The organism is Paraburkholderia silviterrae (assembly GCF_004353915.1).
Classification (GTDB): Bacteria; Pseudomonadota; Gammaproteobacteria; order Burkholderiales; family Burkholderiaceae; genus Paraburkholderia; species Paraburkholderia silviterrae.
The window spans coordinates 34,232-57,344 of sequence record NZ_SMRP01000002.1; the positions used below are offsets into that span (position 1 = coordinate 34,232).

Sequence of the window (23,113 nt, forward strand, 5' to 3'; positions counted from 1 at the left end):
CTTGTAGAGCGGCCAAACTTAGCATGATCCGCGCGCGTGCGCTGAGCACTTGTGGCGCGGTACAAGCGGTTGTACAGCGGGCTGTGCCGCGCGCGCCGGTGCACTGCGGCAAAGACGCGGCAGTGGTGCGGCAACGGTATGGAAACCGGGCGCCGCGCTGCCCGGCTCGATGTGCGTGGCGCGCGGCTTCATGCACAATAGCGCGGTTGGCCGCGGCGCAACATCCGGCCGAATGGCGTAGGCGAAGTCCTAAGCCGTTCGACAGGTTTGACGGCGTGCGCGCGTCGAGGTCTCATTCCGTCTACTACCTGGAGGTGCTCGATGTCGTCTCTCACTCTGAACACGAAGCTCGATGGCAAGGTTGCAGTCGTTACCGGCGCGGCCAGCGGCATCGGCAAGCAGATCGCGCTCACGCTCGCGCAGGCGGGCGCGGCGGTCGCCATCGCCGACCTCAACCAGAGCGGCGCCGACGCCGTGGCCGAGGAGATCAAGGGCGCGGGCGGCAAGGCCATCGGCGTGGCCATGGACGTCACGAGCGAAGAAGCCGTGAACCAGGGCATCGACCGCGTGGCGGCCGAACTCGGCCCGGTCGACATCCTCATCTCGAACGCCGGCATCCAGATCGTGAACCCGATCGAAAACTACGCGTTCTCCGACTGGAAGAAGATGCAGGCCATCCACGTGGACGGCGCCTTCCTCACCACCAAGGCGGCGCTCAAGCACATGTACAAGGACGACCGCGGCGGCGTCGTGATCTACATGGGCTCGGTGCACTCGCACGAGGCTTCGCCGCTGAAATCGGCGTATGTCGCTGCCAAGCATGCGCTGCTGGGCTTGGCGCGCGTGCTCGCCAAGGAAGGCGGCAAGCACAACGTGCGCTCGCACGTGGTCTGCCCGGGCTTCGTGCGCACGCCGCTGGTGGAAAAGCAGATTCCCGAGCAGGCGAAGGAACTGGGCATCAGCGAAGAGGAAGTCGTCAAGAAGGTGATGCTGGGCGGCACCGTGGACGGGATCTTCACGACGGTCGAAGACGTGGCGCAGACGGTGCTGTTCCTCTCCGCCTTCCCGAGCGCGGCCTTCACCGGCCAGTCGTTCGTGGTGAGCCACGGCTGGTTCATGCAATAACGCGGAGGGCCGGCCATGGCGCAACGCAAGAAGGGGCGGGTGGAGTCGGGTGCGCTTGGCGAAGAGGCCGGCGCGCGTACCGGAGCCGGGTTGCAATCCGCGGGGTTGCCATCCGAGGGGTTGCCATCCGAGGGGTCGCCATCCGATAACGAGCCCGGCGCGCCGCTGGGCGCGAAGTCGGCAGCGCAGTCGGAGTCGCCGTCAGGCGCGCAGCCCGCCGCCCGCACGCAGCCGTTTGCCTCGAACTGCGCAAGCGAGTCCGCGCAGTGGGAGACCGTCGCGCTCACGCTGCAGGGCGGCGGCGCGCTGGGCGCCTACCAGGCGGGCGTGTACGAAGGCCTCGTTGAGGCCGGCATCGCGCCAAACTGGATCGCAGGCATCTCGATCGGCGCGCTCAATACGGCGCTGATCGCGGGCAATGCGCCTGAGCATCGCGTGGCGCGCCTGCGCGAGTTTTGGGAGACGATCTGCCAGCCGGCCTATACGCCGCCGCTGCCGGCCTTCATCGAGCACGCGCTGTTCAACTCCGGCGAGGCCATCCGCAAGACCTTCACGGCGATGCAGGCGGCGAGCGCAGTGGTCGAAGGGCAGAAGGGCTTCTTCGTGCCGCGCGTCCCGCCGCCGTTGCCGCAGGGGTCCGGGCATCCGGAGAAGGCGAGCTACTACGACACGAAGCCGCTCAAGGCCACGCTCGAGCGTCTGTGCGACTTCGATCGCATCAATTCGGGCGAGACCCGCGTGTCGCTCGGCGCCGTGAACGTGGCCACCGGCAATTTCGCCTACTTCGACAACACCACCACGAAGCTGCGGCCCGAGCACTTCATCGCATCGGGGGCGTTGCCGCCGGGTTTCGCGGCGGTGGAGATCGACGGCGAGTACTACTGGGACGGTGGCCTGATGTCGAATACGCCGCTCTACGAGGTGATCCAGACCACGCCGCGGCGCGACACGCTGGCGTTCCAGGTGGATCTCTGGAGCGCGCGCGGGCCGGTGCCCGACAACATCGCCGACGTCCAGGGCCGCGTGAAGGACATCCAGTATTCGAGCCGCACGCGCCTCGTCACCGACGTGCTCCAGCGCTCGCAGCGTTACAGGCACGTGTTGCGCGAGGTGCTGGACCGCGTGGCGCCCGAGCATCGGGAGGACAAGTGGGTCAAGTTGGCGGACGAGCTCTCATGCTCGAAAAAGTACAACGTGATCCATCTGATCTACCGGCAGAAGGAGTACGAGGGCCAGTTCAAGGACTACCAGTTCGGCATCTCGACGATGCGCGAGCACTGGGCGAGCGGTCTGCAGGACATTCGCGCGTCGCTCGCGCAGCCGGGCTGGCTCGACAAGCCCGAGAACGACTCCGGCTTCGTCACGCACGATATCCATCGTGACAGCCGTGGGCATGACGGCGGAGAGCGCGGCGCGTAGTGGCGTGTGCCGCATGGCGTGCGCCGCAGTAGGTACGCGGTTAAAAGAGCGTGCCCGAAAACAAAAAGCGTCCGTTCTTTCGAACGGACGCTTTTTTTCGCGCTGCTTTGCGTTGCGGGAAGGCGCGCTGTCTTAAGGCAGCGCGCTCCGCTAACGAAGGCGAATTACTTCAGCACTTGCGCCACGGCCGTGGCCACGGCGTCGAGGTTGCGCAGGTTCAGCGCGGCCACGCAGATGCGGCCCGTGCTCACGGCATAGATGCCGAACTCTTCGCGCAGGCGATCGACTTGCGCCGCGGTCAGGCCCGAGTACGAGAACATGCCGCGCTGCACGTTGATGAAGTTGAAGTCGCGGTCCACGCCCGCAGCCGTGAGGCGCTCGACGAGGCCCGTGCGCATCGCGCGGATGCGGTTGCGCATTTCGCCGAGCTCGGCTTCCCACATTGCGCGCAGTTCGGTCGAGCCGAGCACCGCTGCGACCACCGAGCCGCCGTGCGTCGGCGGGTTCGAGTAGTTCGTGCGGATCACGCGCTTGAGCTGCGAGAGCACGCGCGCCGACTCTTCCTTGCTGTTGGTGATGATCGACAGCGCGCCCACGCGCTCGCCGTACAGCGAGAACGACTTCGAGAACGACGACGAGACGAACACGTTCAGTTCCGAAGCGGCGAACAGACGCACGACTTCGCCGTCTTCCGCGATGCCGTCGCCAAAGCCCTGGTAGGCGATGTCGAGGAACGGCACGAGATTGCGCGCCTTCACGGCCTCGATCACCTGCTTCCACTGGTCGATCGTGAGATCCACGCCGGTCGGGTTGTGGCAGCACGCGTGCAGCACGACGACGGTGCCGGCGGCATAGCTGTTGAGCGCGCTCAGCATGCCTTCGAAGTTCACGCCGTTGGTCTGCGCGTCGTAGTACGGGTAGGCGATCACTTCGAAGCCTGCGCTCTCGAAGAGGGCACGGTGGTTTTCCCAGCTCGGGTCGCTGATCGCGACCTTGGCAGCCGGGTTCACACGCTTCAAAAAGTCGGCGCCGATCTTAAGCGCCCCCGTGCCGCCCAGCGCCTGCGCCGTGACGACGCGGCCCGCTGCGATCAGCGGCGAGTCGTCGCCGAGCAGCAGCTTCTGCACGGCGGCGTCATAGGCGGCGAGGCCTTCGATGGGCAGGTAGCCGCGCGGCAGGCCGGCTTCCACGCGGGCCTTTTCCGCCTCGCGCACCGCGCGCAGCAGCGGAATCTTGCCTTCTTCGTTGGTGTACACGCCCACGCCGAGGTTCACCTTCGTCGCGCGTGCATCGGCGTTATAGGCTTCGTTCAGACCCAGGATCGGGTCGCGGGGGGCGAGTTCGACAGCGGAAAAGAGGGACATGATGATTCGGCAAAAGTGAGTGAGAAGCTCGGTGGGCCGTGCGCTGCGGGTGTTTCTGGTTGCTTCTGGCGTGCGCGGTCCCCATCGGGGAAAGCGCCGGGCAGCCGGCCATGCAACTCGCTATTGTAACGAATCCTCAGGCCAGTTTTTCGCCGACTGCGACGCCAGCGGGGCCATTTTTCCGGCACGAGCGGACGATTCTGGACACATGGCTATGCGGCGGGCTATGCGGCGTGCGCTATTCGGGTGCGGCGCGCCCCTTGCAGCGCCGGCTGTTGCGCCCCATCTACGGCAAAAGCCAGTTCCGGCCCGCTCCGGCCCGCCCAGGCTTGCCAGGTCTTGCCAATCGGCAAGACGCTAGAATAGTTGTTTGCTCCGCGCACAGGATGTCACCCATGTCCGACCACACCGTCGCCGACGCGCCCGCGCTCGACGAGTCGAAGTTCGTCCAGTACGACGGCTCGCCATTCCAGCTTTACCAGCCGTACCTGCCGGCCGGCGACCAGCCTACGGCCATCGAAACGCTCATCGAGGGCGTGGAGGACGGTCTCTCGTTTCAGACCCTGCTGGGCGTGACGGGCTCGGGCAAGACCTTCACGATGGCCAACACCATCGCGCGCCTGGGTCGCCCGGCCATCGTGTTCGCGCCGAACAAGACGCTCGCCGCGCAGCTCTACGCGGAGTTCCGCGAGTTCTTTCCGCGCAACGCAGTCGAGTACTTCGTCTCGTACTACGACTACTACCAGCCGGAAGCGTATGTGCCGCAGCGCGATCTCTTCATCGAGAAGGATTCGTCGATCAACGAGCACATCGAGCAGATGCGGCTTTCGGCCACCAAAAGCCTGATGGAGCGCCGCGACGTGGTGATCGTCGCGACCGTCTCGGCGATCTACGGTATCGGCAATCCGTCCGAGTACCACCAGATGATCCTCACGCTGCGCCAGGGCGACCGCATCGGCCAGCGCGACGTCATCGCGCGCCTGATCGCGATGCAGTACACGCGCAACGAGCAGGATTTCCAGCGCGGCACCTTCCGTGTGCGCGGCGACACCATCGACATCTTCCCGGCCGAGCACGCCGAAATGGCCGTGCGTCTCGAGCTCTTCGACGACGAAGTGGAGACGCTCCAGTTGTTCGATCCGCTCACGGGCCGCGTGCGCCAGAAGATTCCGCGCTTTACGGTCTATCCGTCGTCGCACTACGTGACGCCGCGCGAGACCGTGCTGCGCGCCGTGGAGACGATCAAGTCCGAATTGCGCGAGCGCCTGGAGTTCTTCCACACCGAGGGCAAGCTCGTCGAAGCGCAGCGTCTGGAGCAGCGCACCCGCTTCGACCTGGAGATGCTCCAGGAACTGGGCTTCTGCAAGGGCATCGAGAACTACTCGCGGCACTTCTCGGGCGCGCTGCCCGGCGAGCCACCGCCCACGCTCGTCGATTACCTGCCCACCGACGCCATGATGTTCCTCGACGAATCGCACGTGCTGATCGGCCAGTTGAACGGCATGTACAACGGCGACCGCGCGCGCAAGGAAAACCTGGTCGACTACGGCTTCCGGCTGCCTTCCGCGCTCGATAACCGGCCGCTCAAGTTCAACGAGTTCGAGCGCAAGATGCGCCAGGTGGTGTTCGTCTCGGCCACGCCCGCGGACTACGAGAAAAAGGTCACGGGCCAGATCGCCGAGCAGGTGGTGCGCCCAACGGGCCTCGTCGACCCGATGATCGAGGTCCGTCCGGCCGCCACCCAGGTGGACGACGTGCTCGGCGAGATCAACGAGCGCGTGGCCGTGGGCGAGCGCGTGCTTGTGACCACGCTCACCAAGCGCATGGCCGAGCAACTCACCGAGTTCCTGGCCGATCACGGCGTGAAGGTGCGCTATCTGCATAGCGACATCGACACGGTCGAGCGCGTGGAGATCATCCGCGACCTGCGTCTTGGCACCTTCGACGTGCTCGTGGGCATCAACCTGCTGCGCGAGGGCCTCGACATTCCCGAGGTCTCGCTCGTGGCGATCCTCGACGCCGACAAGGAAGGTTTCCTGCGCGCCGAGCGCTCGCTCATTCAAACGATCGGCCGCGCGGCGCGCAACGTGAACGGCAAGGCGATTCTCTACGGCGACCGCATCACCGACTCGATGCGCCGCGCGATCGACGAAACCGAGCGCCGCCGCGCCAAGCAGATGGCCTTCAACGAAGAGCACGGCATCGTGCCGCGCGGCGTGGTCAAGCGCATCAAGGACATCATCGACGGCGTCTACAACGTGGACGACGCGCGCGCCGTGCTGCGCGAGGAGCAGGAGCGCGCGAAGTTCGAGGACATGTCCGAGAAGCAGATCGCCAAGGAAATCAAGAAGCTCGAGAAGCAGATGATGGACTACGCCAAGAACCTCGAATTCGAGAAGGCCGCGCAGGCGCGCGACCAGCTCGCGGTGCTGCGTCAGCGCGTGTTCGGGGCGAACGTGGGCGACCACCCGGCCTGAGGCCAGGCGTGCGGCTCGCGTGCGGCGCGGGCGCGGTGAACGCGAAAAAGCGCGCGGTTGTCTATCAACCGCGCGCTTTTTTTTGTTGGTGCATCTCACCGATAGCAGGGCGCGGACACTCATGAGGCCGGCTTTCGATTCAGTGCCCGCTGAAGAGTAATTCGAGGCTCTACGTAAGCAAACGTCAGGAAGGGAACGGCAACACCCTGTCTGGCAGTGGGGTTTTCCTTACACCCCAGATTGTTCCCCTACAGCATCGGTGTTAAACTCCGCCATTATTGAGAATTGTTCGCATTAGCGTTATTACGCTCATATGCTGGACCGTTCGACTGTCATCTCATAAAAAAACCAGGAGTTTCGATGCGGATCCACTCCCTTATGCGCGGCGCCGTCGTCGTTGCGGCCGCGAGCGCGGCGTTCGCGGCCCAGGCGGCCGAATACCCGATCGGCAAGCAGCAAATCCAGGGCGGCATGGAAATCGGCGCGGTCTATCTGCAGCCGATCACGATGGAGCCGGAGGGCATGATGCGCAAGGCGTCGGACTCCGATATCCACCTGGAGTCGGACATCCACGCGGTCAAGAACAACCCGACGGGCTTTGCCGAAGGCGACTGGATGCCGTATCTGCAAGTCCGCTACGAGCTGACCAAGCCGGGTTCGAGCTACGTGCAAAAGGGCGACCTGATGCCGATGGTGGCCAACGACGGCCCGCACTACGGCGACAACGTCAAGCTGGCGGGCCCTGGCAAGTACCACCTGAAGCTGATCGTCGATGCGCCGATGCAGACGGGCCACATGGCGTTCGGCCGTCACGTCGACAAGGAAACGGGCGTGGGCCCGTGGTTCAAGCCCATCACAATTGAATACGACTTCCCGTTCGCGGGCATCGGCAAGAAGGGCGGCTACTAAAGCACGCCGCGGCACGCCACAGCACGGCGCAGCACACCGCGGCACGCCGCAGTACACCGCGGCACGCCGGACGGCCCGCGGTGCGCATGACTGAGGCGCGCGCGGGTTGCGGGCCGCTCGCGCACAGACGTGGCGCAAGGGTGGCAGGCACGACACAAGGAGCAGGTAAGACCGATGACTGGAATCCGGAAGTTTGCGGCGCTCGCGCTCAGCGCGTCTTTTGCAGCGTCGCTCGCGCTCGTCGCCAATGTGGCGTACGCCGACGATCTGCCGACGTTCAAGCTGGAAATGGCCGACGGCAAGCTCAATCCCGCGCGCATCGAGGTGCCGGCGGGCAAGCGCATCAAGATCGAGGTGCGCAACACGGGCAAGGGCGCGGCCGAGTTCGAGAGCGTCCAGTTGCGCAAGGAGAAGGTGCTGGCGCCGGGCGCGGACTCGTTCGTCGTGATCGCGCCGCTGGATCCGGGCGAGTACAAGTTCTTCGACGATTTCCATCAGCAGGCGCAGGGCGTGATCGTTGCCAAATGAGTGTTGCCAATGCGTGTTGCCAGGTGCGTGGCGCCAGATGAGCGTTGGCAGCTGAGCATTGCAAGGCGATGGATTGCGCGCGGCGCTCGTCGCGAAGCAGGGAACGTGGCCGGCGCATGAGCTGGCGGCAGGAGGTGTTTCAATGGGTCAGGTTTTGTTCATCGTCTGGCGGGAGAGTGTCGAGGCGCTGCTCGTCGTCGGCATTCTGTATGCGTGGCTGAAGAACGGCGACGCCGATGCAAGGCGCGGTCTGCCGTATCTGTGGGCCGGCGTGGGCGCCGGCGTGCTGGCGGCGCTCGCGCTGGGCGCGGCGCTCGTGGGCTTCACGGAAGTGCTCTCCGGCGACGCGCAGGACTACTTCCAGACCGGCATGGTGCTGGTCGCGTGCGTGCTGATCGTGCAGATGGTGCTGTGGATGAAGCAGCACGGGCGCACGCTCAAGCGCGAGATGGAGCAGTCGCTCGCAGAGACCACGCGCGACGCGAACTGGTGGGGTATCACGGTGCTCGTCGCGCTCGCCATCGCGCGCGAGGGCAGCGAGACGGTGATCTTCCTGTACGGCCTCGGTTTCGGCCAGTCGGGCCACGTGGATGCGAGCCAGTATGCGGCCGTGCTGCTGGGCCTTGGCCTCGCGTTCCTCACGTTCTACCTGCTGCAGCTGGGCGGCAAGGTGTTCTCGTGGCGCCACTTTTTCCGCGTCACCGAGATCATGCTGCTGTTCCTCGGCGCGGGCCTGTTCCAGACCGGCGTCGACAAGCTCATCGACAAGGAAGTCTTGCCGACGCTCGTCGACCAGGTGTGGAACTCGTCGGCAATCCTCGACGATTCGAGCACCTTCGGCTCGCTCGTCGCGACGCTCACGGGCTACCGCGCTCATCCGGCGCTCATGAACCTGATCGCTTATGCGGCGTACTGGCTCGTGGTGTGGTGGCTCGCGCGCCGCGCTACCGGCCGCGCCGCCGCCGTGACCAGAGGGCGGGCAGCATGAGTTGCGCTTCGGGCCAGACACGGGTCCCGCGCGCTCAGCAGCAGGGCTGGCTCGCCCAGGCGGGTCAATGGATGCAGCGGCACGGCGCGGCCATTCGCGCCGTGCAGTGGGTCGTCGTGGCGGTCTATGCGTTCCTGATCCTCGTGCCCGCGGTCATGCCGCTGCCCGGCGACACGGCGCATCTGTGGAACAACCTCACGCTCGCGGCGCAGTTCGTGTTCTGGGGCATCTGGTGGCCGTTCGTGCTGCTCTCGATGGTGCTGCTCGGGCGCGTGTGGTGCGGCGTGCTTTGCCCCGAAGGCGCGCTCAGCGAATTCGCGAGCAAGTTCGGACGCGGCTGGGCCATCCCGCACTGGATGCGCTGGGGCGGCTGGCCGTTCGTGGCGTTCGGTCTCACCACCATCTACGGGCAGATGGTGAGCGTCTATCAGTACCCCAAGGCGGTGCTGCTCGTGCTGGGCGGCTCGACGCTCGGCGCGATGGTCATCGGCTTCCTGTACGGGCGCGAAAAGCGCGTCTGGTGCAAGTATCTGTGCCCCGTGAACGGGGTTTTCTCGCTTCTGGCGCGTCTCGCGCCGTTTCACTTCAAGGTCGACGAAGACGCCTGGCGCAATTCGTACACGCACGGCGAGCACGGCGGGCGTCGCGTGATTCCTGTGAACTGCGCGCCGCTCGTGCCGCTGCGCAACATGAAGGGCGCCGCGGATTGCCACATGTGCGGGCGCTGCAGCGGCCATCGCGACGCGATCGCGCTCACGTGGCGCTCGCCCTCGCAAGAAGTGGTCGAGCTCGGCGACAAAGCGGCGAGCGGCTGGGACACCGCGCTCATTCTCTACGGCCTGCTTGGCATCGCGATCGGCGCGTTTCACTGGACCGGCTCGCCGTGGTTCATCGACCTCAAGCAGTCGATCGCGGGCTGGCTCATCGATCAGAACATCACCTGGCCGCTCGACACCAATGCGCCGTGGTTCCTGCTCACGCACTATCCGGAGCAAAACGATGTGTTCTCCTGGCTCGACGGCACCATGATCGTGGGCTACATCGTCGCGACGGGGCTCGTCTACGGCACCGCGCTGTTGGCACTGCTCGCGCTCTCGAGCGCGCTTGTGGGACGTGTCGGACGTTTCGAGATGCGCCGGCTCCACCACTTCGCCCAGTCGCTCATTCCGCTCGCGGGCGCGGGCGTGTTCCTCGGCCTCTCGGCGACTACGCTCTCGCTCCTGCGCGCCGAGCACGTGCCGCTCGACTGGGCCGCGGACGTGCGCATCGCGATCCTCGTGATCACGAACGCCTGGAGCGCGTGGCTCGCGTGGCGCGTCACGGGCCGCTACAGCACGCGCTTGTGGCAGCGCGCGCTCGCGCTGGCGGGCTTTTGCGCGGCGCTCGCCGTGGTCGACAGCGCCTGGTGGCTCATGTTCTGGGGCTGGACGCATTGAGCACACGGTGTTTGAAGCACATGCTGGAAACCGCGCGAGGCGGCGTCCTTCTCGTCAATCGCGAATGACGGGTATACGTAGAAGGGCAGCGCAAAGGCGCGAGCGCGAGTGTTAATCTCAATAAACCGGGTCGGCAGAGGCGCCACCCGGTCTTTGACTTTTCGGAGAGACGTATGCGAACGCGAGCAGTACTGACCGACGAAGACGTGACGAAAGTGGCCGATGCGGCCATCGCGCACGCCCGTGCGAACGAGTGGAGTGTGACGATCGCGATCGTCGACGACGGCGGGCATCTACTGTATCTGCGCCGTCTCGACGGCGCTCCGGCCATCAGCAGCGAGGTGGCGCCGGGCAAGGCCCGCACGGCCGCGCTGGGGCGCCGCGAAAGCCGCGTCTACGAAGAGGTGATCCGCCAGGGCCGTACGGCGTTCCTGAGCGTGCCGCTCACGGCCATGCTCGAAGGCGGCGTGCCGATCGTCGTGAGCGGCGACGTGATCGGCGCGGTGGGCGTCTCGGGCGTGAAGTCCGACCAGGATGCGGCCGTCGCACAGGCGGGCATCAAGGCGCTCAACCTCGAGTAAGCGCGGCAGTCACGGCGTGAAGAGGCGCGCCGTGACGCGCGCCGTGGCAGGCAGCAAAAGCAAAAAGCCGCGGACGGTGCCGCGGCTTTTTGCTTTTTGCTTCGTACGCCGGGCGCTTCGCGCGACGCGGCGATTTTCATGGGTGAGAACAAAAAAGTGGCCTGGCTGGCTGGACGGCTGCTTGAAGGATGTGTGCACGAACGAAGGGGTCTAGATCTCGCGTGCAAACCGTCGTTGCTGGCTAATGCCCAACGCCCCTCATGGGAGGCGGTCCCCACAATACCCGGTACGACCTACTTGGTCAGAATCAGCTTGCCGAGTCGCGTCGCGCGCAGCTGGTACGTCTCCCCGTTATGCACGATGCTCACGTGGCTGCGGCCTTGCAGCAGCGCCGTGCTGTCGAGCGTGCGTTCGCTGGCCGCTTGCGCGCCGCCCGATGCGCCACCCTTCAAGCCACCCGCGGTGCCGCCCGTTATGCCGGCCGGGCTGACGCCTTTACGCGTGACAGCGGGCGCAGCGGGCTTCGACGGATGCGAGCCGGTCAACGCGGTGCCGGTGCGGCGCAGGCTGAGTGTCGGTGAGCGGTTGAAATCGGTCATGAGCGTGACGGGGTTGGATCTCGATTCGATGGATTGATGATAAATGATAATCGTTCCCATTCGCAACTTCGCTAAATTCATCGAAACCGAATAGCGATAGCTCGACCCACAAACGACGACGCCCGGCATCGAGCCGGGCGCACGAGAGGAGCGGCCGCTCGAAGCGGCTCAGTGCAACGGCGCTTCGGACTCGCCCGGACCTTGCACGTACTGCCGGATCAGCCGAACGGTGTCGATATCCGACTCGCGATACGCCGACTTCACGATCTCCGAAGTCTGGCGGTCGTCTTCGGTATCGGCCGTCGGCAGCGTGGTGCGGTACTCGAAGCGCAGGAACAGCTGAAGCTCGTCGGGCTGCTCGATCGTCATCGTGAGCGAGCCGCCCACATAGTCGGCGGTCGGCGAGATGTCGTAGCGCACGTTCTCGTTCGGCGTGAGCGTGACGCGGTCGCGCACCGTGGCATGGCCGTAGTGCAGTTCGCGCTCGAGCGTGTTGCCCTCGCGCGAGAGGATCGTGCAGTCGTCGAGACCGATCACGAAAAGCTGCGGCTGTTCCGCCCGCAGCACTAGGCCTTCCCAAAGCTGCTCGCGCGTCATGGGCGGGACGAGCGGGTTCAGTGGGTCGTTGATCTGGATGAGGTGTTCGAAATTCAAGGCGGCGCCTCTAAGTCGGTTTCCGTCCGCCGCCGCTCACGCGGCGACGAGCCCCGAACGGATCGTGATCGCGTTCGTCAAGACCTTGTGGACCGGGCAGGCGTTGGCGATCTGCAGCAGGCGTTCGCGCTGCTCGTCCGAGAGCGCGCCTTCGAGCACGATCTGGCGATCGATCGTCGTACCTTCATTGCCGGTTTCCATCGAGAGCTTCACGCGCACGCCGTCGAGCGGCCACTCCTTGCGCTGTGCATACATCTTGAGCGTGATCGACGTGCAGGCGCCGAGGCTCGAGAGCAGCAGCGAATAGGGCGCGGGGCCGGTGTCGCCGCCGCCGAGTCTCGCCGGTTCGTCGGCGAACCAGGTGTGGGTGCCGTCGTCGAACTGGACCTGATAGTTGGTCGAGCCAATGTGTGCGGTGACTGCGGTTGCGGCCATGCGCTCCTCGCGGGCGGAACGGTTGAAAGGGAACACGCCGCGGCCGGTCGGGCCGGTCCGTTGGGCCGGCCCGTCGGGCGCGCGGCATGCAAAGCCTTATTGTGACGGAAAGCGGATAAAGCTGCGGAGGTGTCGACTGGGCGCGCCAGGCCAACGCGCCTTGTTGATGCATCGAAGGCGCGCCGCCGGCGCTGCGCGCTTCAGTGCGCTCTGTGCATTCAAGCGCATTCAGTGCGCGATGCGCCCCATGCGCCCGGCCTGATAGTCGAGCACGGCCTCGCGAATCTCCTGCTCGGTGCTCATCACGAACGGGCCGTAGCGCACGACCGGCTCGTTGAGCGGCACGCCGCCGATCAGCAGGACTTCGACGGGCTCGGTTGCGTCGGCGGGCGCGGCAATCGTGACCGTGTCGCCGTCGCCGGCGAACGTCACCATCTGCTGCGCGCCGATAGCCTCATCGTTCGCGCCATATTGCGCCGTGCCGGAAAGGCCATAGGCGAACACATTCCAGTTGGCGGGCACCGGCTGTTCCACGCGTGCGCCGGGTGCGAGCGTGAAGTGCAGGTAGAGGATGGGCGTGCGCGTCTCGATGGCCGCGTTCACGCCGAGCGACTCGCCCGCGATCACCTTGACCGTGGCCTTGCCGTCGGCCGATTGCCCCTGCGGGATGCGCGTGTGCGAGATCTCCTGATAGCGCGGCGCGATCATCTTGTCGCGCGCGGGCAGGTTCACCCACAGCTGCAGGCCGTGCACGCGACCGCCCGTGCGCGCGAATTCGGGGTCGGGCATCTCGCTGTGGACCACGCCGGCGCCGGCCGTCATCCACTGAACATCGCCGGGGCCGAGCGTGCCGGAGTGGCCTGCCGAGTCCTTGTGGCCGAAGCGCCCCTCGAGCGCATAGGTGACCGTCTCGAAGCCGCGGTGGGGATGGTCGGGCGCGCCCATGGCCGCGCCGGGCGCGTAATCGACAGGCCCCATCTCGTCGAGCAGCAGGAACGGGTCGAAATCCATCAGCTGGCGCGTGGGGAACGGGCGATGGACGATGAATCCACCGCCTTCGGTGGTGCGAACCGCGGGAAAAACGTGGGCGATCGAACGGACGGCCGACATGGATATCACCTCGAAAAAATGGGAATTACGCGATATGCGAAACAAACCGCTATTATAGGTAGCCGATTTGGCCTGTTTGACCGCCTGATCGCAATGGATTGTCCCATCGCTGGAACGACGACATGAAAATCGATTCGCACAACCTGAACGACCTGATGTACTTCTCGCAGGTGGTGGAGCACGGCGGATTCTCGGCGGCCGAACGCGTGCTCGGCATTTCGAAGTCGCGGCTCTCGCGGCGGGTGAGCGAGCTGGAGGCATCGCTCGGCGTGCGTCTGTTGCAGCGCTCCACGCGCAAGCTCGCGCTCACCGAGGCGGGCGAGCTCTTCTACCAGCATTGCCGCGCCATGCTCTCGGAGGCACAGGCCGCGGTGAACGTCGTTCAGTCCTTGCGTTCGTCGCCGCGCGGCACGGTGCGCGTGAGCGTGCCGGTCACGCTTTCGCAAACCATCTTTGCGCAGATCATTCCCGAATTCATGCATCGCTTCCCGGAAGTGCGGGTGGTGGTGCGCGTGACGAACCGCGTGATCGACCTCTTCGAGGATTCGGTCGATATTGCCTTGCGCGTGCGCTCGGAGCCGCCGGAGAACGCCAACATCGTGGTGCGGCCGCTGTGGCGCACCGAGCAGATGCTGGTGGGCGCGCCGAGCCTGCTCGCGCAGAATGCGCCACCGCTCACGCCCGAAGATCTCGAACGCTTCGAGACGCTCGACACCCCCACGAGCGACGGCCGTCACGTGTTCCATCTGATCGCGCCGGACGGCAAGCATCACGCGCACGAGCACGAGCCGCGCCTGATCACCGCCGACCTCATGATGATTCGCGAGGCCGTGCTGCAGGGCCTCGGCATCGCCGCGCTGCCGGAGATGATGTATGGCGCCGCGCTGCGCTCGGGCAAGCTCTCGCCGGTGATGCCGGGCTGGACGCTGCCGGTGCCGCAGCTCTACGCGGTCTTTCTCTCGCGTCAGGGCATGGTTCCCGCGGTGCGCGCGTTCGTCGACTACCTGGTCGAGGTGCTCGATGCGGACAAGAGCCTTCAGCAGGAATGCCCGCTCAGGAGCGATGTCGTTGCGCTGATGGGCGAGGGCGCTGGGAAAGGCGCGCCAGGTGCCGAGAGCAGCCTGCCGCACACGAAGGCCGTGCGCAACATCGAAACCGCTTGAAGCGTACGTGGCGCATCACAGGGAGACGCTTTGCGAACGCGTACGGGCGTGCGCTTGTATGAAACTTGGGACAATGCACATCGCACGCCAAGCGCAATTTGCATTTAGGCATTCAAGCGTCGTCGGCAATCGTTACTTTCAATGGCCGAAGTATTGAACGTGTGCAGCGAGAGGAATATATTGGAGTCCTTCTCGCCAAGCACCGGTCTTGAGCGGGAATTGATGGCCGCTATCATAGTGGGCCTTCAGGGCTGAAAGCGCAGTCCGTGTCGAACACGGCATGTCGCATGTGCCGACGTGAACCGAGCGATTGTCGGGGAGTGTCGCCACCGCCCGAATGCGCCGCGTGCGCACGAAAAAAGGCCCTCATCTGACGATGAGGGCCTTTTACTTGGTACTTCGAAAAGCGTCAGACCGCTTTTCGCACGCTCAATGACGGGCCGGATCGGTGACGAAGCCGAGCTTCGTGAGGCCGCCGCTTTGCGCCGCGGACATCACCTGCGCAACTTTCTCGTAGGCGACCTTGCGGTCCGCGTTCAGATGCAGCTCGGGCTGCGGTTGCTGTTGCGCTGCTGCGGCGATCTTCGTTTTGAGCGCGTCGTCGCTGACGGCCGCGCCGTCCCACAGCACCGTGCCGTCCGCCTCGATCGATATGTTGATCTGCGCGGGCTTGGTGTCTTCCTTCTGGCTGCTCGCATGCGGCAGATCGATCTTCACGGCGTGACGGATCACGGGAATCGTCACCATGAAAACGATCAGGAGAACCAACATGACGTCGACGAGCGGCGTCATGTTGATCTCGTTCATGAGGCCATCGTCGTCGTCGCTGGCAAAGGGGCTCATCGCCATGTTGCTTGCCTCCGCTCGTTAATGGTTGCGCGCTGCGACGCGCAGATTGCCGTTCTTCGCCGTCGACGAGATATGCGCGCCCGTCACGAAGAACGCATGCAGGCCGTGCGCAAAGCGGTTGAGCTTCGTGACGACCGCCTTGTTGCCGCGCGTGAGCGCGTTATAGCCGAGCACCGCCGGAATTGCGACAAAGAGGCCGAATGCCGTCATGATCAGCGCCTCGCCCACCGGGCCCGCAACGGCGTCGATCGAGGTCTGGCCCGTCGCGCCGATAGTAAGCAGTGCGTGATAGATGCCCCATACCGTGCCGAACAGGCCGACGAACGGCGCCGTGCTGCCGATCGAGGCGAGGATCGCGAGGCCCGACTGCATCTTCGCAACGCAATCGTCCATGGTGTCCTTCAGGCAGCGCGTGACCCAGTCCGATACGTCCATGCGGTCGTGCAGATGCGGCTGCGTCTGGTGATGGTGGTCGGCGGCTTCCTGGCCCGAGAGGGCGAGGGCGAGGAACGGGTTGTCCTCGCGCGTGCCGTTGCCGAGCTTCTTCACGCCATCGGCGAAGTCCTCCGAATGCCAGAACGAGGTCTCGGCGTTCTTCGTGAGGCGCTTCAGGCGCGCGACGTTCCAGCCCTTCACGACGATCACGCACCACGACAGCACCGACATGATCAACAGCGCGAGCGCGATGCCGCGCGTCACGAAATCCCCTTGCGCCCAGACGTGGGCGATACCGTAGTTCTGCATGGTTTTTCCTCTATTTCAATTCGTCTAAACGGTGCAATGCTCAGGTCAGTTCTCAGGCGGCCGCATCGCGCGCGCGGCGGCCCGCAGCGGCCCCTTGCCTGCAAGACTCAATCTTGCAGGCTGAAATCGAACGGCTGGGTGTAGGCCGCGCGCACGGGCTGGCCGTCTTCCATATACGGCTTGCACGCGCTGCTGCGCATGGCGGCGAGCGCGGCGTCGTCGAGGCGGCTGTAGCCGCTGCTCTTCTTGAGCTCGATGTTCTCGAGCTTGCCGGTGAGCCCCACCACGAAGTGCACGTAGGCGACGCCGGTCTCGCCGCGGCGCTTCGAGAGCATCGGGTAGTCGGGCTGAACGATGTTGCAGTCCAGATGCGAGACGTTCTTGGGCGCGGTGAGCGCCATCGTCGGTTTGCCTTGTGCGGGAGCGGCGGCCTGCGGCGCTGGCGCTGCAGTGGACGGCGCGGGGGCGGGTGGCGCCGGTTCGGCGGGCGCGGGTGCCTCGGCCACGTGCTGCGAGGGTGCGTCGGTCACCGGCAGCGGTGTGGGCGTTGGCTTTGGTTTTGGCTGAACCTTGGGTTTTTCGCGGCTCACGTGCGGCACTGGCTTGGGCGGCGGCGTGGGTGTCGACTGGATTGCGGCCGGCGCGGCCACCGGCTCCGGCTGGAGCAGTTCGGCCGTGATCGTGCGGGATTCGAGCGCAACGGGCGTCGCGACGTTGCGTTGGGTCAGGACGACGGCAATGAGCGTGGCGTGCAGCGCGATGACGATCGCGCCAGCGGTCACGGCGCGGCGATGCGTGCCTGACGTAAGAAAAGCGGGAAGCACTGGCGCGTTGGCGGTGGTTTGGGAAGCCTGCATGTTAGCGTGGCCGTCCGAAAGACGACGGCGCGCTGGCAGGGCAACGCGTCGCGACGGGCGGCTTTATTTGCGAAAGATCAACAGCGAGATGCACACGGTGGTCACGAATCCGATCAGCAATTCCATCCCGGTAAACTCCTCTTTAGAAGGAAACGGGGGCTAGCTGGCTGGTCGTGAAACTGGCTTGCTGTCGGCAGTAAAGCGCCCGGGCGTAAAGCGTGCGAGCGGTGCAGCAAAGGCGCGCGCCGCAAAGGGCGAGACGCGCCTTGTGGTTCTCAGGCGGCCTTGCGCTCGTAGAACGTGAGGGGGACGGCCTGCGGCACGGCGACCGGATGCGCATGGCTCACGCCGCAGCGGGTTGCGCAGGCGCCGCTTTGCGCCATCACTTCGCGAACGGATTCTTCGCACTTGCCGCAGCAGGTCGCGACGCCGAGTTCGAACTGCAACTCGTCGAAAGAGTCCATGCCCTCCGCGATGGAGGCACGAATCGTCCGGTCGGAGACGGACTTGCACACGCAGACAATCATGATGGACCGCAATAGATAGGGGTAATGCGAATTATTATCATTATGTTTGTCCGCTTTGGCAAGCGCGCAGACGGATTTTTTGTAACAAAACCGGACCCTTAGCAGGGATTTTGCTGTGAATCAAAGCGGGCTGGGGACCCGGTGTGATGGGGATAAAGCAGGGCCGGAAGGCGGAGTCCCGGCGGGCGCGGGAGGGGGCGGTTGGGGCAGGGAAGATGGGCGGCGAGCGGAAAACGGGGGCCGGAATGAGACCTGGGTCGCCGCTGGCGGAGAGGTCGTTGTGCGTGAGCGACTCAGGCGGCGTCGGCTTCGAGTTCGCGCGTGCGTCGCGAAGGAATGCTCACGCATTCGACTCGCGCGTCGATGCCGAGCAGCGCCGCCGCGAGCATCCGCAAGTGGGCGCCGTCGCTCGTCGAGCAGAAGCGCGCCGGCGTGCCGCTGGCCGTGCTGCCGTCACCAGGGGTGGCCGGTTGGGCGCGCAAGCCATGCTGATCGAGCACGCGCTCGAGCTGGCGCGCGATGGCGACGCTCGTATCCACGAGCGTCATGCTCTCGCCCACGATCGAGCGGATGGCCATATCGAGAAAGGGGTAGTGCGTGCAGCCGAGCACGAGGGTGTCCGCGCCGGCGTCGAGCATCGGCTGCACGTAGCCGCGCAGCAGCTCGACGAGCGCCGGCGAGCTCACGTCGCAGCGCTCGACCGCTTCCACGAGGCCGTGGCCCGGCTGGCACAGCACGCGCAGATCGGCGGCGTGACGCTCGACCAGCGCCTGAAAACGCGCGCTGCGCAGCGTCACCTGGGTGGCGAGCACGCCGGCCACGCGCGACTTCGAGATCGATGCGGCGGGCTTGATGCCGGGCTCCACGCCCACGAGCGGGATGGACAGCCGTTCACGCACGAGCGCGATGGACTGCGCGGTCGCGGTATTGCAGGCCACGACGAGCGCCTTGGCTCCCTGCGCGACGAGCCATTCGCAGATGGCGAGCGTGCGGTCGGCGATGAAGTCGTCGTCGCGCGCGCCGTAGGGCGCATAGCGTGAGTCGGCCACATAGACGATCTGCTCGGCGGGCAAATGCGCGCGCACGGCGCGCAGCACCGAGAGGCCGCCGAGCCCGGAATCGAAGATGCCGATGGGCGCGTCGCAGTAGGAGGCCGTTGGGTTCATCAGGACTCGACCGAACCCATCGCCGATTGCTGGTAGTTCTGGATGCCGACCTTGTCGATGAGGTCGAGCTGGGTTTCGAGCCAGTCGATGTGCTCTTCGGTGTCGTCGAGGATCTTCACGAAAATCTCGCGCGAGATGAAGTCGCGCACGGACTCGCAATAGACGATGGCTTCCTTGCAGGTGGACTGCGAAATCTGCTCGAGCTTCAGATCGCATTCGAGGATTTCCTTGGTCTCTTCGCCGATCAGCAACTTGTGCAGGTCTTGCAGATTGGGCAGGCCGTCGAGCATGAAGATGCGCTCGATGAGCAAGTCGGCGTGCTTCATTTCGCCGATCGATTCGTCGTACTCGTGCTTGCCGAGCTTCTCGAGGCCCCAGTGCTTGTACATGCGGGCATGCAGGAAATACTGATTGATGGCGGTCAGCTCGTTCTTGAGCTGCGCGTTCAGGTATTCGATGACTTTTTTATCGCCTTGCATGATTTTGTTCCTTCTTTGGTGGGGCAGTAGTTCGAAGACTGGTTTCAAACAATAAACGCTCGATCCGTAAAAGCCAAGGCCAAATCTGCACCGAAATCCGGCCTGAATCAGGCATTTGTGCCGTCCTGCGAATTAATCTCAGTCCGCTTCGCGTTACTCAGTCGCTACTCGGCCATTACTCAGCCGATACTCGGCCGTTACTCAAGCGTTAATCAAAAAAAACCGGGGCGCTGGGCCCCGGTCTTTGCATCGGCTGAATCAACTACCAGCCGATCAACAGGCATCAGTTGCGCATCAGGCCGTCGCGACCGGAATTTTGCCGATCTTCGCCTGCCATTCGGCGGGGCCGGTCTTGTGGACCGAGGTGCCCGACGAATCCACGGCGACCGTCACCGGCATGTCCTGCACGTCGAACTCGTAAATGGCTTCCATGCCGAGGTCTTCGAACGCGAGGACCTTCGAGCCGCGGATCGCCTTCGAAACGAGGTAAGCCGCGCCGCCCACGGCCATCAGGTAGGCCGCCTTGTGCTTCTTGATCGCCTCGATCGCGACCGGGCCGCGCTCGGCCTTGCCCACCATCGAGATGAGGCCCGTTTGCGAGAGCATCAGCTCAGTGAACTTGTCCATGCGCGTGGCGGTGGTGGGGCCTGCCGGGCCGACCACTTCGTCGCGCACCGGATCGACCGGGCCGACGTAGTAGATCACGCGGTTCTTGAAGTCCACCGGCAGCTTCTCGCCCTTGGCGAGCATGTCGGCGATGCGCTTGTGCGCGGCGTCGCGGCCCGTGAGCATCTTGCCCGAGAGCAGGAGCGTCTGGCCCGGCTTCCACGAAGCGACTTCTTCAGGCGTGAGCGTGTTCAGATCGACGCGCTTGCTGGTTTCCGTGTTCGGTTCCCAGTTGACCTTCGGCCATGCGTCGAGCGACGGCGCTTCGAGCTTGGCCGGACCCGAGCCGTCGAGCACGAAGTGCGCGTGGCGCGTGGCGGCGCAGTTCGGGATCATCGCGACGGGCTTCGAAGCCGCGTGCGTGGGAGCCGCGTGAATCTTCACGTCGAGCACGGTGGCGAGACCGCCCAGACCCTGCGCGCCGATGCCGAGCGCGTTGACCTTCTCGTGCAGTTCCACGCGCAACTCTTCGACCCAGTCCTTCGGGCCGCGCTTGATGATGTCCTGGATGTCGATGGATTCCATCAACGATTCCTTCGCCATCAGCATCGCCTTCTCAGCGGTGCCGCCGATGCCGATGCCGAGCATGCCCGGCGGGCACCAGCCCGCGCCCATCGTCGGCACGGTCTTGAGCACCCAGTCGACGATCGAGTCGGACGGGTTGAGCATCACGAACTTCGACTTGTTCTCCGAGCCGCCGCCCTTGGCCGCAACCTGAACGTCGACCTTGTCGCCCGGCACGATCTCGTAGTGGATCACGGCCGGCGTGTTGTCCTTCGTGTTCTTGCGGCCGCCTTCGGGCGGGCTCACGATCGAGGCGCGCAGCACGTTGTCCGGGTTCAGGTAACCGCGGCGCACGCCTTCGTTGATCATGTCGGTGACGCCCATCGTGGCACCGTCCCAGCGCACGTCCATGCCGACCTTCACGAAGATCGTGACGATGCCGGTGTCCTGGCAGATCGGGCGCTTGCCTTCGGCGCACATGCGGCTGTTCGTGAGGATCTGCGCGATCGCGTCCTTCGCGGCCGGGCTCTCTTCGAGCTCGTACGCGCGGCCGAGCGCCTCGATGTAATCCTGCGGATGGTAGTAGCTGATGTATTGCAGCGAATCCGCAATGCTCTGGATCAGGTCTTCCTGTTTGATGACGGTCATGGCTAGCTTCTGTGGGGACAGGGGTGTTTTGAATCGTGTGATCGGCGCGCCGGTTTTACTCCGCGCAGTCAGTCTGATACGGCCGCCTCGCGCACTGCGGCGCTCGTGGGCACCGGATGGCGCGCGGCAAGGTCGTGGTAGTGCTCGGGGTGCGTATGCGTGGTGATGCGGTCGATCCACGCCATCACCAGCGCGGAGAGCAGGAAGGCCACGTGAATGGCCACTTGCCATATCACCGTGCGCTCGGAAACCGCGTCGGGATTGATGAAGGTTTTCAGCAGATGAATCGACGAAATGCTGATGAGCGCCATCGCGAGCTTCACTTTGAGCACGCCGGCGTTCACGTGGTCGAGCCATTCGGGCTCGTCGGGGTGGCCTTCGAGCCCCATGCGCGAGACGAAGGTTTCGTAGCCGCCCACGATCACCATGATGAGCAGGTTCGAGATCATCACCACATCGATCAGGCCGAGCACGGCGAGCATGATGCTCGTCTCGTCGAGCGACATGGCGTGGGTGACGAGGTGCCAGACTTCCTTCACGAACAGCACGCAGTAGACGGTCTGCCCGACGATCAGCCCAAGATAGAGCGGCACCTGCAGCCAGCGGCTCATGAAGATGATGCTGGGCAGCAAGCGCATGCGGCGAGGGCGAGCGGCGGACGGCGGCTGGGGACGTGCAGCGGACATGGGCGTTTCACGAGTGACGGAAATCGGGCGCGGACCTGGGCACGGGCGGCGTGGGGTGCGGCGACCGGGGCTCCTCTTGCCTCGTGGCGAGTTTCGAGTCCTTGTCGCGCTGCGCACGCCGCCTGGCCGCGAGGGCCGGGCGGGCGCTATTGTAACGCGTTGGCGCGCCGCTTCGCCGGGACGCCGACAGGCGAGTATTACGAAATACTTACGACGCCACGGGCGGCAGCCGCCTGGTCTTCAGGCTCGCGAGCGCGATGCCGCCGACCACGCAGGCGAGCGCGATGCCATGCGCGGGCGTGGGCCGCTCGCCAAGGAAGGCGATGCCGTATAGCGCCGCCGCCACCGGCAGCACGGCGGTGAAGACCCCCGCGATGCTGCCCGGCACATGGCGGATGCCCATCATCCAGAGGCAGAACGAAAACACGCTGGCCGAGAGCCCATACCAGAGCACGAGTGCCCAGACGCTCGCGGGCACGCTCGCATAATCGGGCGACAGCGCGAACGACAGGGCGCTCGGCAACCCGACCGGCAGCATCAGCACAAAGCCGAACAGGTGGGTATATGCACAGATTTCGAGCGGCGCGAGCGTTTGCGTGAGCCGGCGCGAGAGGATCACATAGAACGATTCGCAGCACACCGCGCCCAGCACCATCAGGTTGCCCACGAACGACCCCGCATCGGGCGATCCGCCATCGACATGCGCAAGATTGATGACGGCGATGCCCGCAATGGCGAGCGCGATCGACACGAACGCCCGCGCGTCGGGCCGCTCGCGCAGGAAGAGCCACGAGAACAGCGCAACCACGGCCGGGATCGTGCTCGTGATGACGCCGGCTGCGACGGCGCTCGTGCGATGCACGCCGCCGAGCATCAGCAGCGTAAACCCGAATGTACCGAAGAGGGCCTGAAGGAACAGATTGATCCATTCGCCACGCTTCACGCGCCGCATGCGCGCGACGCGCAGCAGGGGCCAGAGCACGGCGAGCGCGATTACGAAGCGCAACAGCGCAAACAGAGGAACGGGTAAAAACGCAACGATCGTTTTGCCGATGCCAACATTGCTGCCCACCAGCAGCATGGCGGCGACAAGGAAAAGGGAATGACGGTTCAAGCTGGAATCCGGACACACAGATCAGTTAGCATTCTAAATGGCCGCTTAACTGACTGTCATCGTGTGGCGGTTCGCACACCCAGTC

23 protein-coding genes are annotated in these 23,113 nt (G+C 65.0%); 9 read left to right on the forward strand and 14 right to left on the reverse strand.

What is annotated here, in order from left to right:
* The first annotated feature begins 321 nt into the window (after positions 1-321).
* Both EYW47_RS04265 and EYW47_RS04270 read left to right on the forward strand, forming a co-directional pair.
* Entirely contained in the window at positions 322-1,125 is an 804-nt protein-coding gene (locus EYW47_RS04265; protein ID WP_133193652.1) for a 3-hydroxybutyrate dehydrogenase, read from the forward strand.
* Positions 1,126-1,140: 15 nt separating this feature from the next.
* Entirely contained in the window at positions 1,141-2,544 is a 1,404-nt protein-coding gene (locus tag EYW47_RS04270) for a DUF3734 domain-containing protein (RefSeq protein ID WP_240763538.1), read from the forward strand.
* 164 nt (positions 2,545-2,708) lie between these two features.
* Here EYW47_RS04270 and EYW47_RS04275 read toward each other — a convergent pair whose 3' ends face one another.
* The gene (locus tag EYW47_RS04275; RefSeq protein ID WP_133193653.1) at positions 2,709-3,908 is read right to left on the reverse strand and encodes an amino acid aminotransferase; all 1,200 of its coding nucleotides are present in this window, start codon (positions 3,906-3,908) and stop codon (positions 2,709-2,711) included.
* Positions 3,909-4,303: 395 nt separating this feature from the next.
* Between EYW47_RS04275 and uvrB the strand changes: the two genes are divergently transcribed.
* From uvrB to EYW47_RS04305, 6 genes are all read left to right on the forward strand, one after another.
* Positions 4,304-6,385 carry an excinuclease ABC subunit UvrB gene (gene uvrB, locus EYW47_RS04280; RefSeq protein WP_133193654.1) on the forward strand — a complete coding sequence of 694 codons (2,082 nt, stop codon included), beginning with the start codon at positions 4,304-4,306 and terminating at the stop codon, positions 6,383-6,385.
* A gap of 360 nt (positions 6,386-6,745) precedes the next feature.
* The gene (locus EYW47_RS04285; protein WP_133193655.1) at positions 6,746-7,294 is read left to right on the forward strand and encodes an iron transporter; all 549 of its coding nucleotides are present in this window, start codon (positions 6,746-6,748) and stop codon (positions 7,292-7,294) included.
* 174 nt (positions 7,295-7,468) lie between these two features.
* Complete coding sequence (locus tag EYW47_RS04290) at positions 7,469-7,822, forward strand: cupredoxin domain-containing protein (protein ID WP_133193656.1); 354 nt, start codon at positions 7,469-7,471, stop codon at positions 7,820-7,822.
* Between the two features lie 142 nt (positions 7,823-7,964).
* On the forward strand, positions 7,965-8,810 hold the full coding sequence (locus tag EYW47_RS04295) for an FTR1 family iron permease (RefSeq protein WP_133193657.1): 846 nt from the start codon (positions 7,965-7,967) through the stop codon (positions 8,808-8,810).
* Positions 8,807-10,246, forward strand: a complete 1,440-nt coding sequence (locus EYW47_RS04300) for a 4Fe-4S binding protein (RefSeq protein ID WP_133193658.1) — start codon at positions 8,807-8,809, stop codon at positions 10,244-10,246. The genes EYW47_RS04295 and EYW47_RS04300 overlap by 4 nt, the downstream gene beginning before the upstream one ends.
* 173 nt (positions 10,247-10,419) lie before the next feature.
* On the forward strand, positions 10,420-10,827 hold the full coding sequence (locus tag EYW47_RS04305) for a GlcG/HbpS family heme-binding protein (RefSeq protein ID WP_133193659.1): 408 nt from the start codon (positions 10,420-10,422) through the stop codon (positions 10,825-10,827).
* A 293-nt stretch (positions 10,828-11,120) separates the two neighbouring features.
* Here the strand turns inward: EYW47_RS04305 and EYW47_RS04310 are convergent, their stop codons facing one another.
* From EYW47_RS04310 to EYW47_RS04325, 4 genes are all read right to left on the reverse strand, one after another.
* Positions 11,121-11,426: a hemin uptake protein HemP gene (locus EYW47_RS04310; protein ID WP_133194185.1), complete on the reverse strand. Its 306-nt coding sequence runs from the start codon at positions 11,424-11,426 to the stop codon at positions 11,121-11,123.
* Between the two features lie 168 nt (positions 11,427-11,594).
* Positions 11,595-12,080: an SRPBCC family protein gene (locus tag EYW47_RS04315; protein ID WP_133193660.1), complete on the reverse strand. Its 486-nt coding sequence runs from the start codon at positions 12,078-12,080 to the stop codon at positions 11,595-11,597.
* Between the two features lie 36 nt (positions 12,081-12,116).
* On the reverse strand, positions 12,117-12,515 hold the full coding sequence (locus EYW47_RS04320; RefSeq protein WP_133193661.1) for an OsmC family protein: 399 nt from the start codon (positions 12,513-12,515) through the stop codon (positions 12,117-12,119).
* A gap of 228 nt (positions 12,516-12,743) precedes the next feature.
* Positions 12,744-13,625: a pirin family protein gene (locus tag EYW47_RS04325; protein WP_133193662.1), complete on the reverse strand. Its 882-nt coding sequence runs from the start codon at positions 13,623-13,625 to the stop codon at positions 12,744-12,746.
* 122 nt (positions 13,626-13,747) lie between these two features.
* On the opposite strand from EYW47_RS04325, the gene EYW47_RS04330 reads away from it, so the two are divergent.
* A complete protein-coding gene (locus EYW47_RS04330; RefSeq protein ID WP_133193663.1) occupies positions 13,748-14,788 on the forward strand; it encodes a LysR family transcriptional regulator in 1,041 nt (346 codons plus the stop codon).
* Positions 14,789-15,217: 429 nt separating this feature from the next.
* On the opposite strand, the gene EYW47_RS04335 is transcribed toward EYW47_RS04330, so the two are convergent.
* The 9 genes from EYW47_RS04335 to EYW47_RS04375 form a co-directional block, all read right to left on the reverse strand.
* Positions 15,218-15,637, reverse strand: a complete 420-nt coding sequence (locus EYW47_RS04335) for an ExbD/TolR family protein (protein WP_133193664.1) — start codon at positions 15,635-15,637, stop codon at positions 15,218-15,220.
* Positions 15,638-15,655: 18 nt separating this feature from the next.
* A complete protein-coding gene (locus EYW47_RS04340; RefSeq protein WP_133193665.1) occupies positions 15,656-16,381 on the reverse strand; it encodes a MotA/TolQ/ExbB proton channel family protein in 726 nt (241 codons plus the stop codon).
* A 107-nt stretch (positions 16,382-16,488) separates the two neighbouring features.
* Positions 16,489-17,238, reverse strand: coding sequence for an energy transducer TonB (locus EYW47_RS04345; RefSeq protein ID WP_133193666.1), 750 nt, complete (start codon positions 17,236-17,238; stop codon positions 16,489-16,491).
* 275 nt (positions 17,239-17,513) lie between these two features.
* Entirely contained in the window at positions 17,514-17,765 is a 252-nt protein-coding gene (locus tag EYW47_RS04350) for a (2Fe-2S)-binding protein (protein ID WP_133193667.1), read from the reverse strand.
* A gap of 293 nt (positions 17,766-18,058) precedes the next feature.
* Positions 18,059-18,931: a glutamate racemase gene (gene murI / locus EYW47_RS04355; protein ID WP_133193668.1), complete on the reverse strand. Its 873-nt coding sequence runs from the start codon at positions 18,929-18,931 to the stop codon at positions 18,059-18,061.
* The gene (gene bfr / locus EYW47_RS04360; protein WP_133193669.1) at positions 18,931-19,410 is read right to left on the reverse strand and encodes a bacterioferritin; all 480 of its coding nucleotides are present in this window, start codon (positions 19,408-19,410) and stop codon (positions 18,931-18,933) included. The genes murI and bfr overlap by 1 nt, the downstream gene beginning before the upstream one ends.
* Positions 19,411-19,704: 294 nt before the next feature.
* Positions 19,705-21,228, reverse strand: a complete 1,524-nt coding sequence (locus EYW47_RS04365; RefSeq protein WP_133193670.1) for a fumarate hydratase — start codon at positions 21,226-21,228, stop codon at positions 19,705-19,707.
* A 68-nt stretch (positions 21,229-21,296) separates the two neighbouring features.
* Positions 21,297-21,914: a TIGR00645 family protein gene (locus EYW47_RS04370; RefSeq protein ID WP_133193671.1), complete on the reverse strand. Its 618-nt coding sequence runs from the start codon at positions 21,912-21,914 to the stop codon at positions 21,297-21,299.
* 208 nt (positions 21,915-22,122) lie between these two features.
* Positions 22,123-23,028: a DMT family transporter gene (locus EYW47_RS04375; RefSeq protein ID WP_133193672.1), complete on the reverse strand. Its 906-nt coding sequence runs from the start codon at positions 23,026-23,028 to the stop codon at positions 22,123-22,125.
* Between the last annotated feature and the right edge of the window lie 85 nt (positions 23,029-23,113).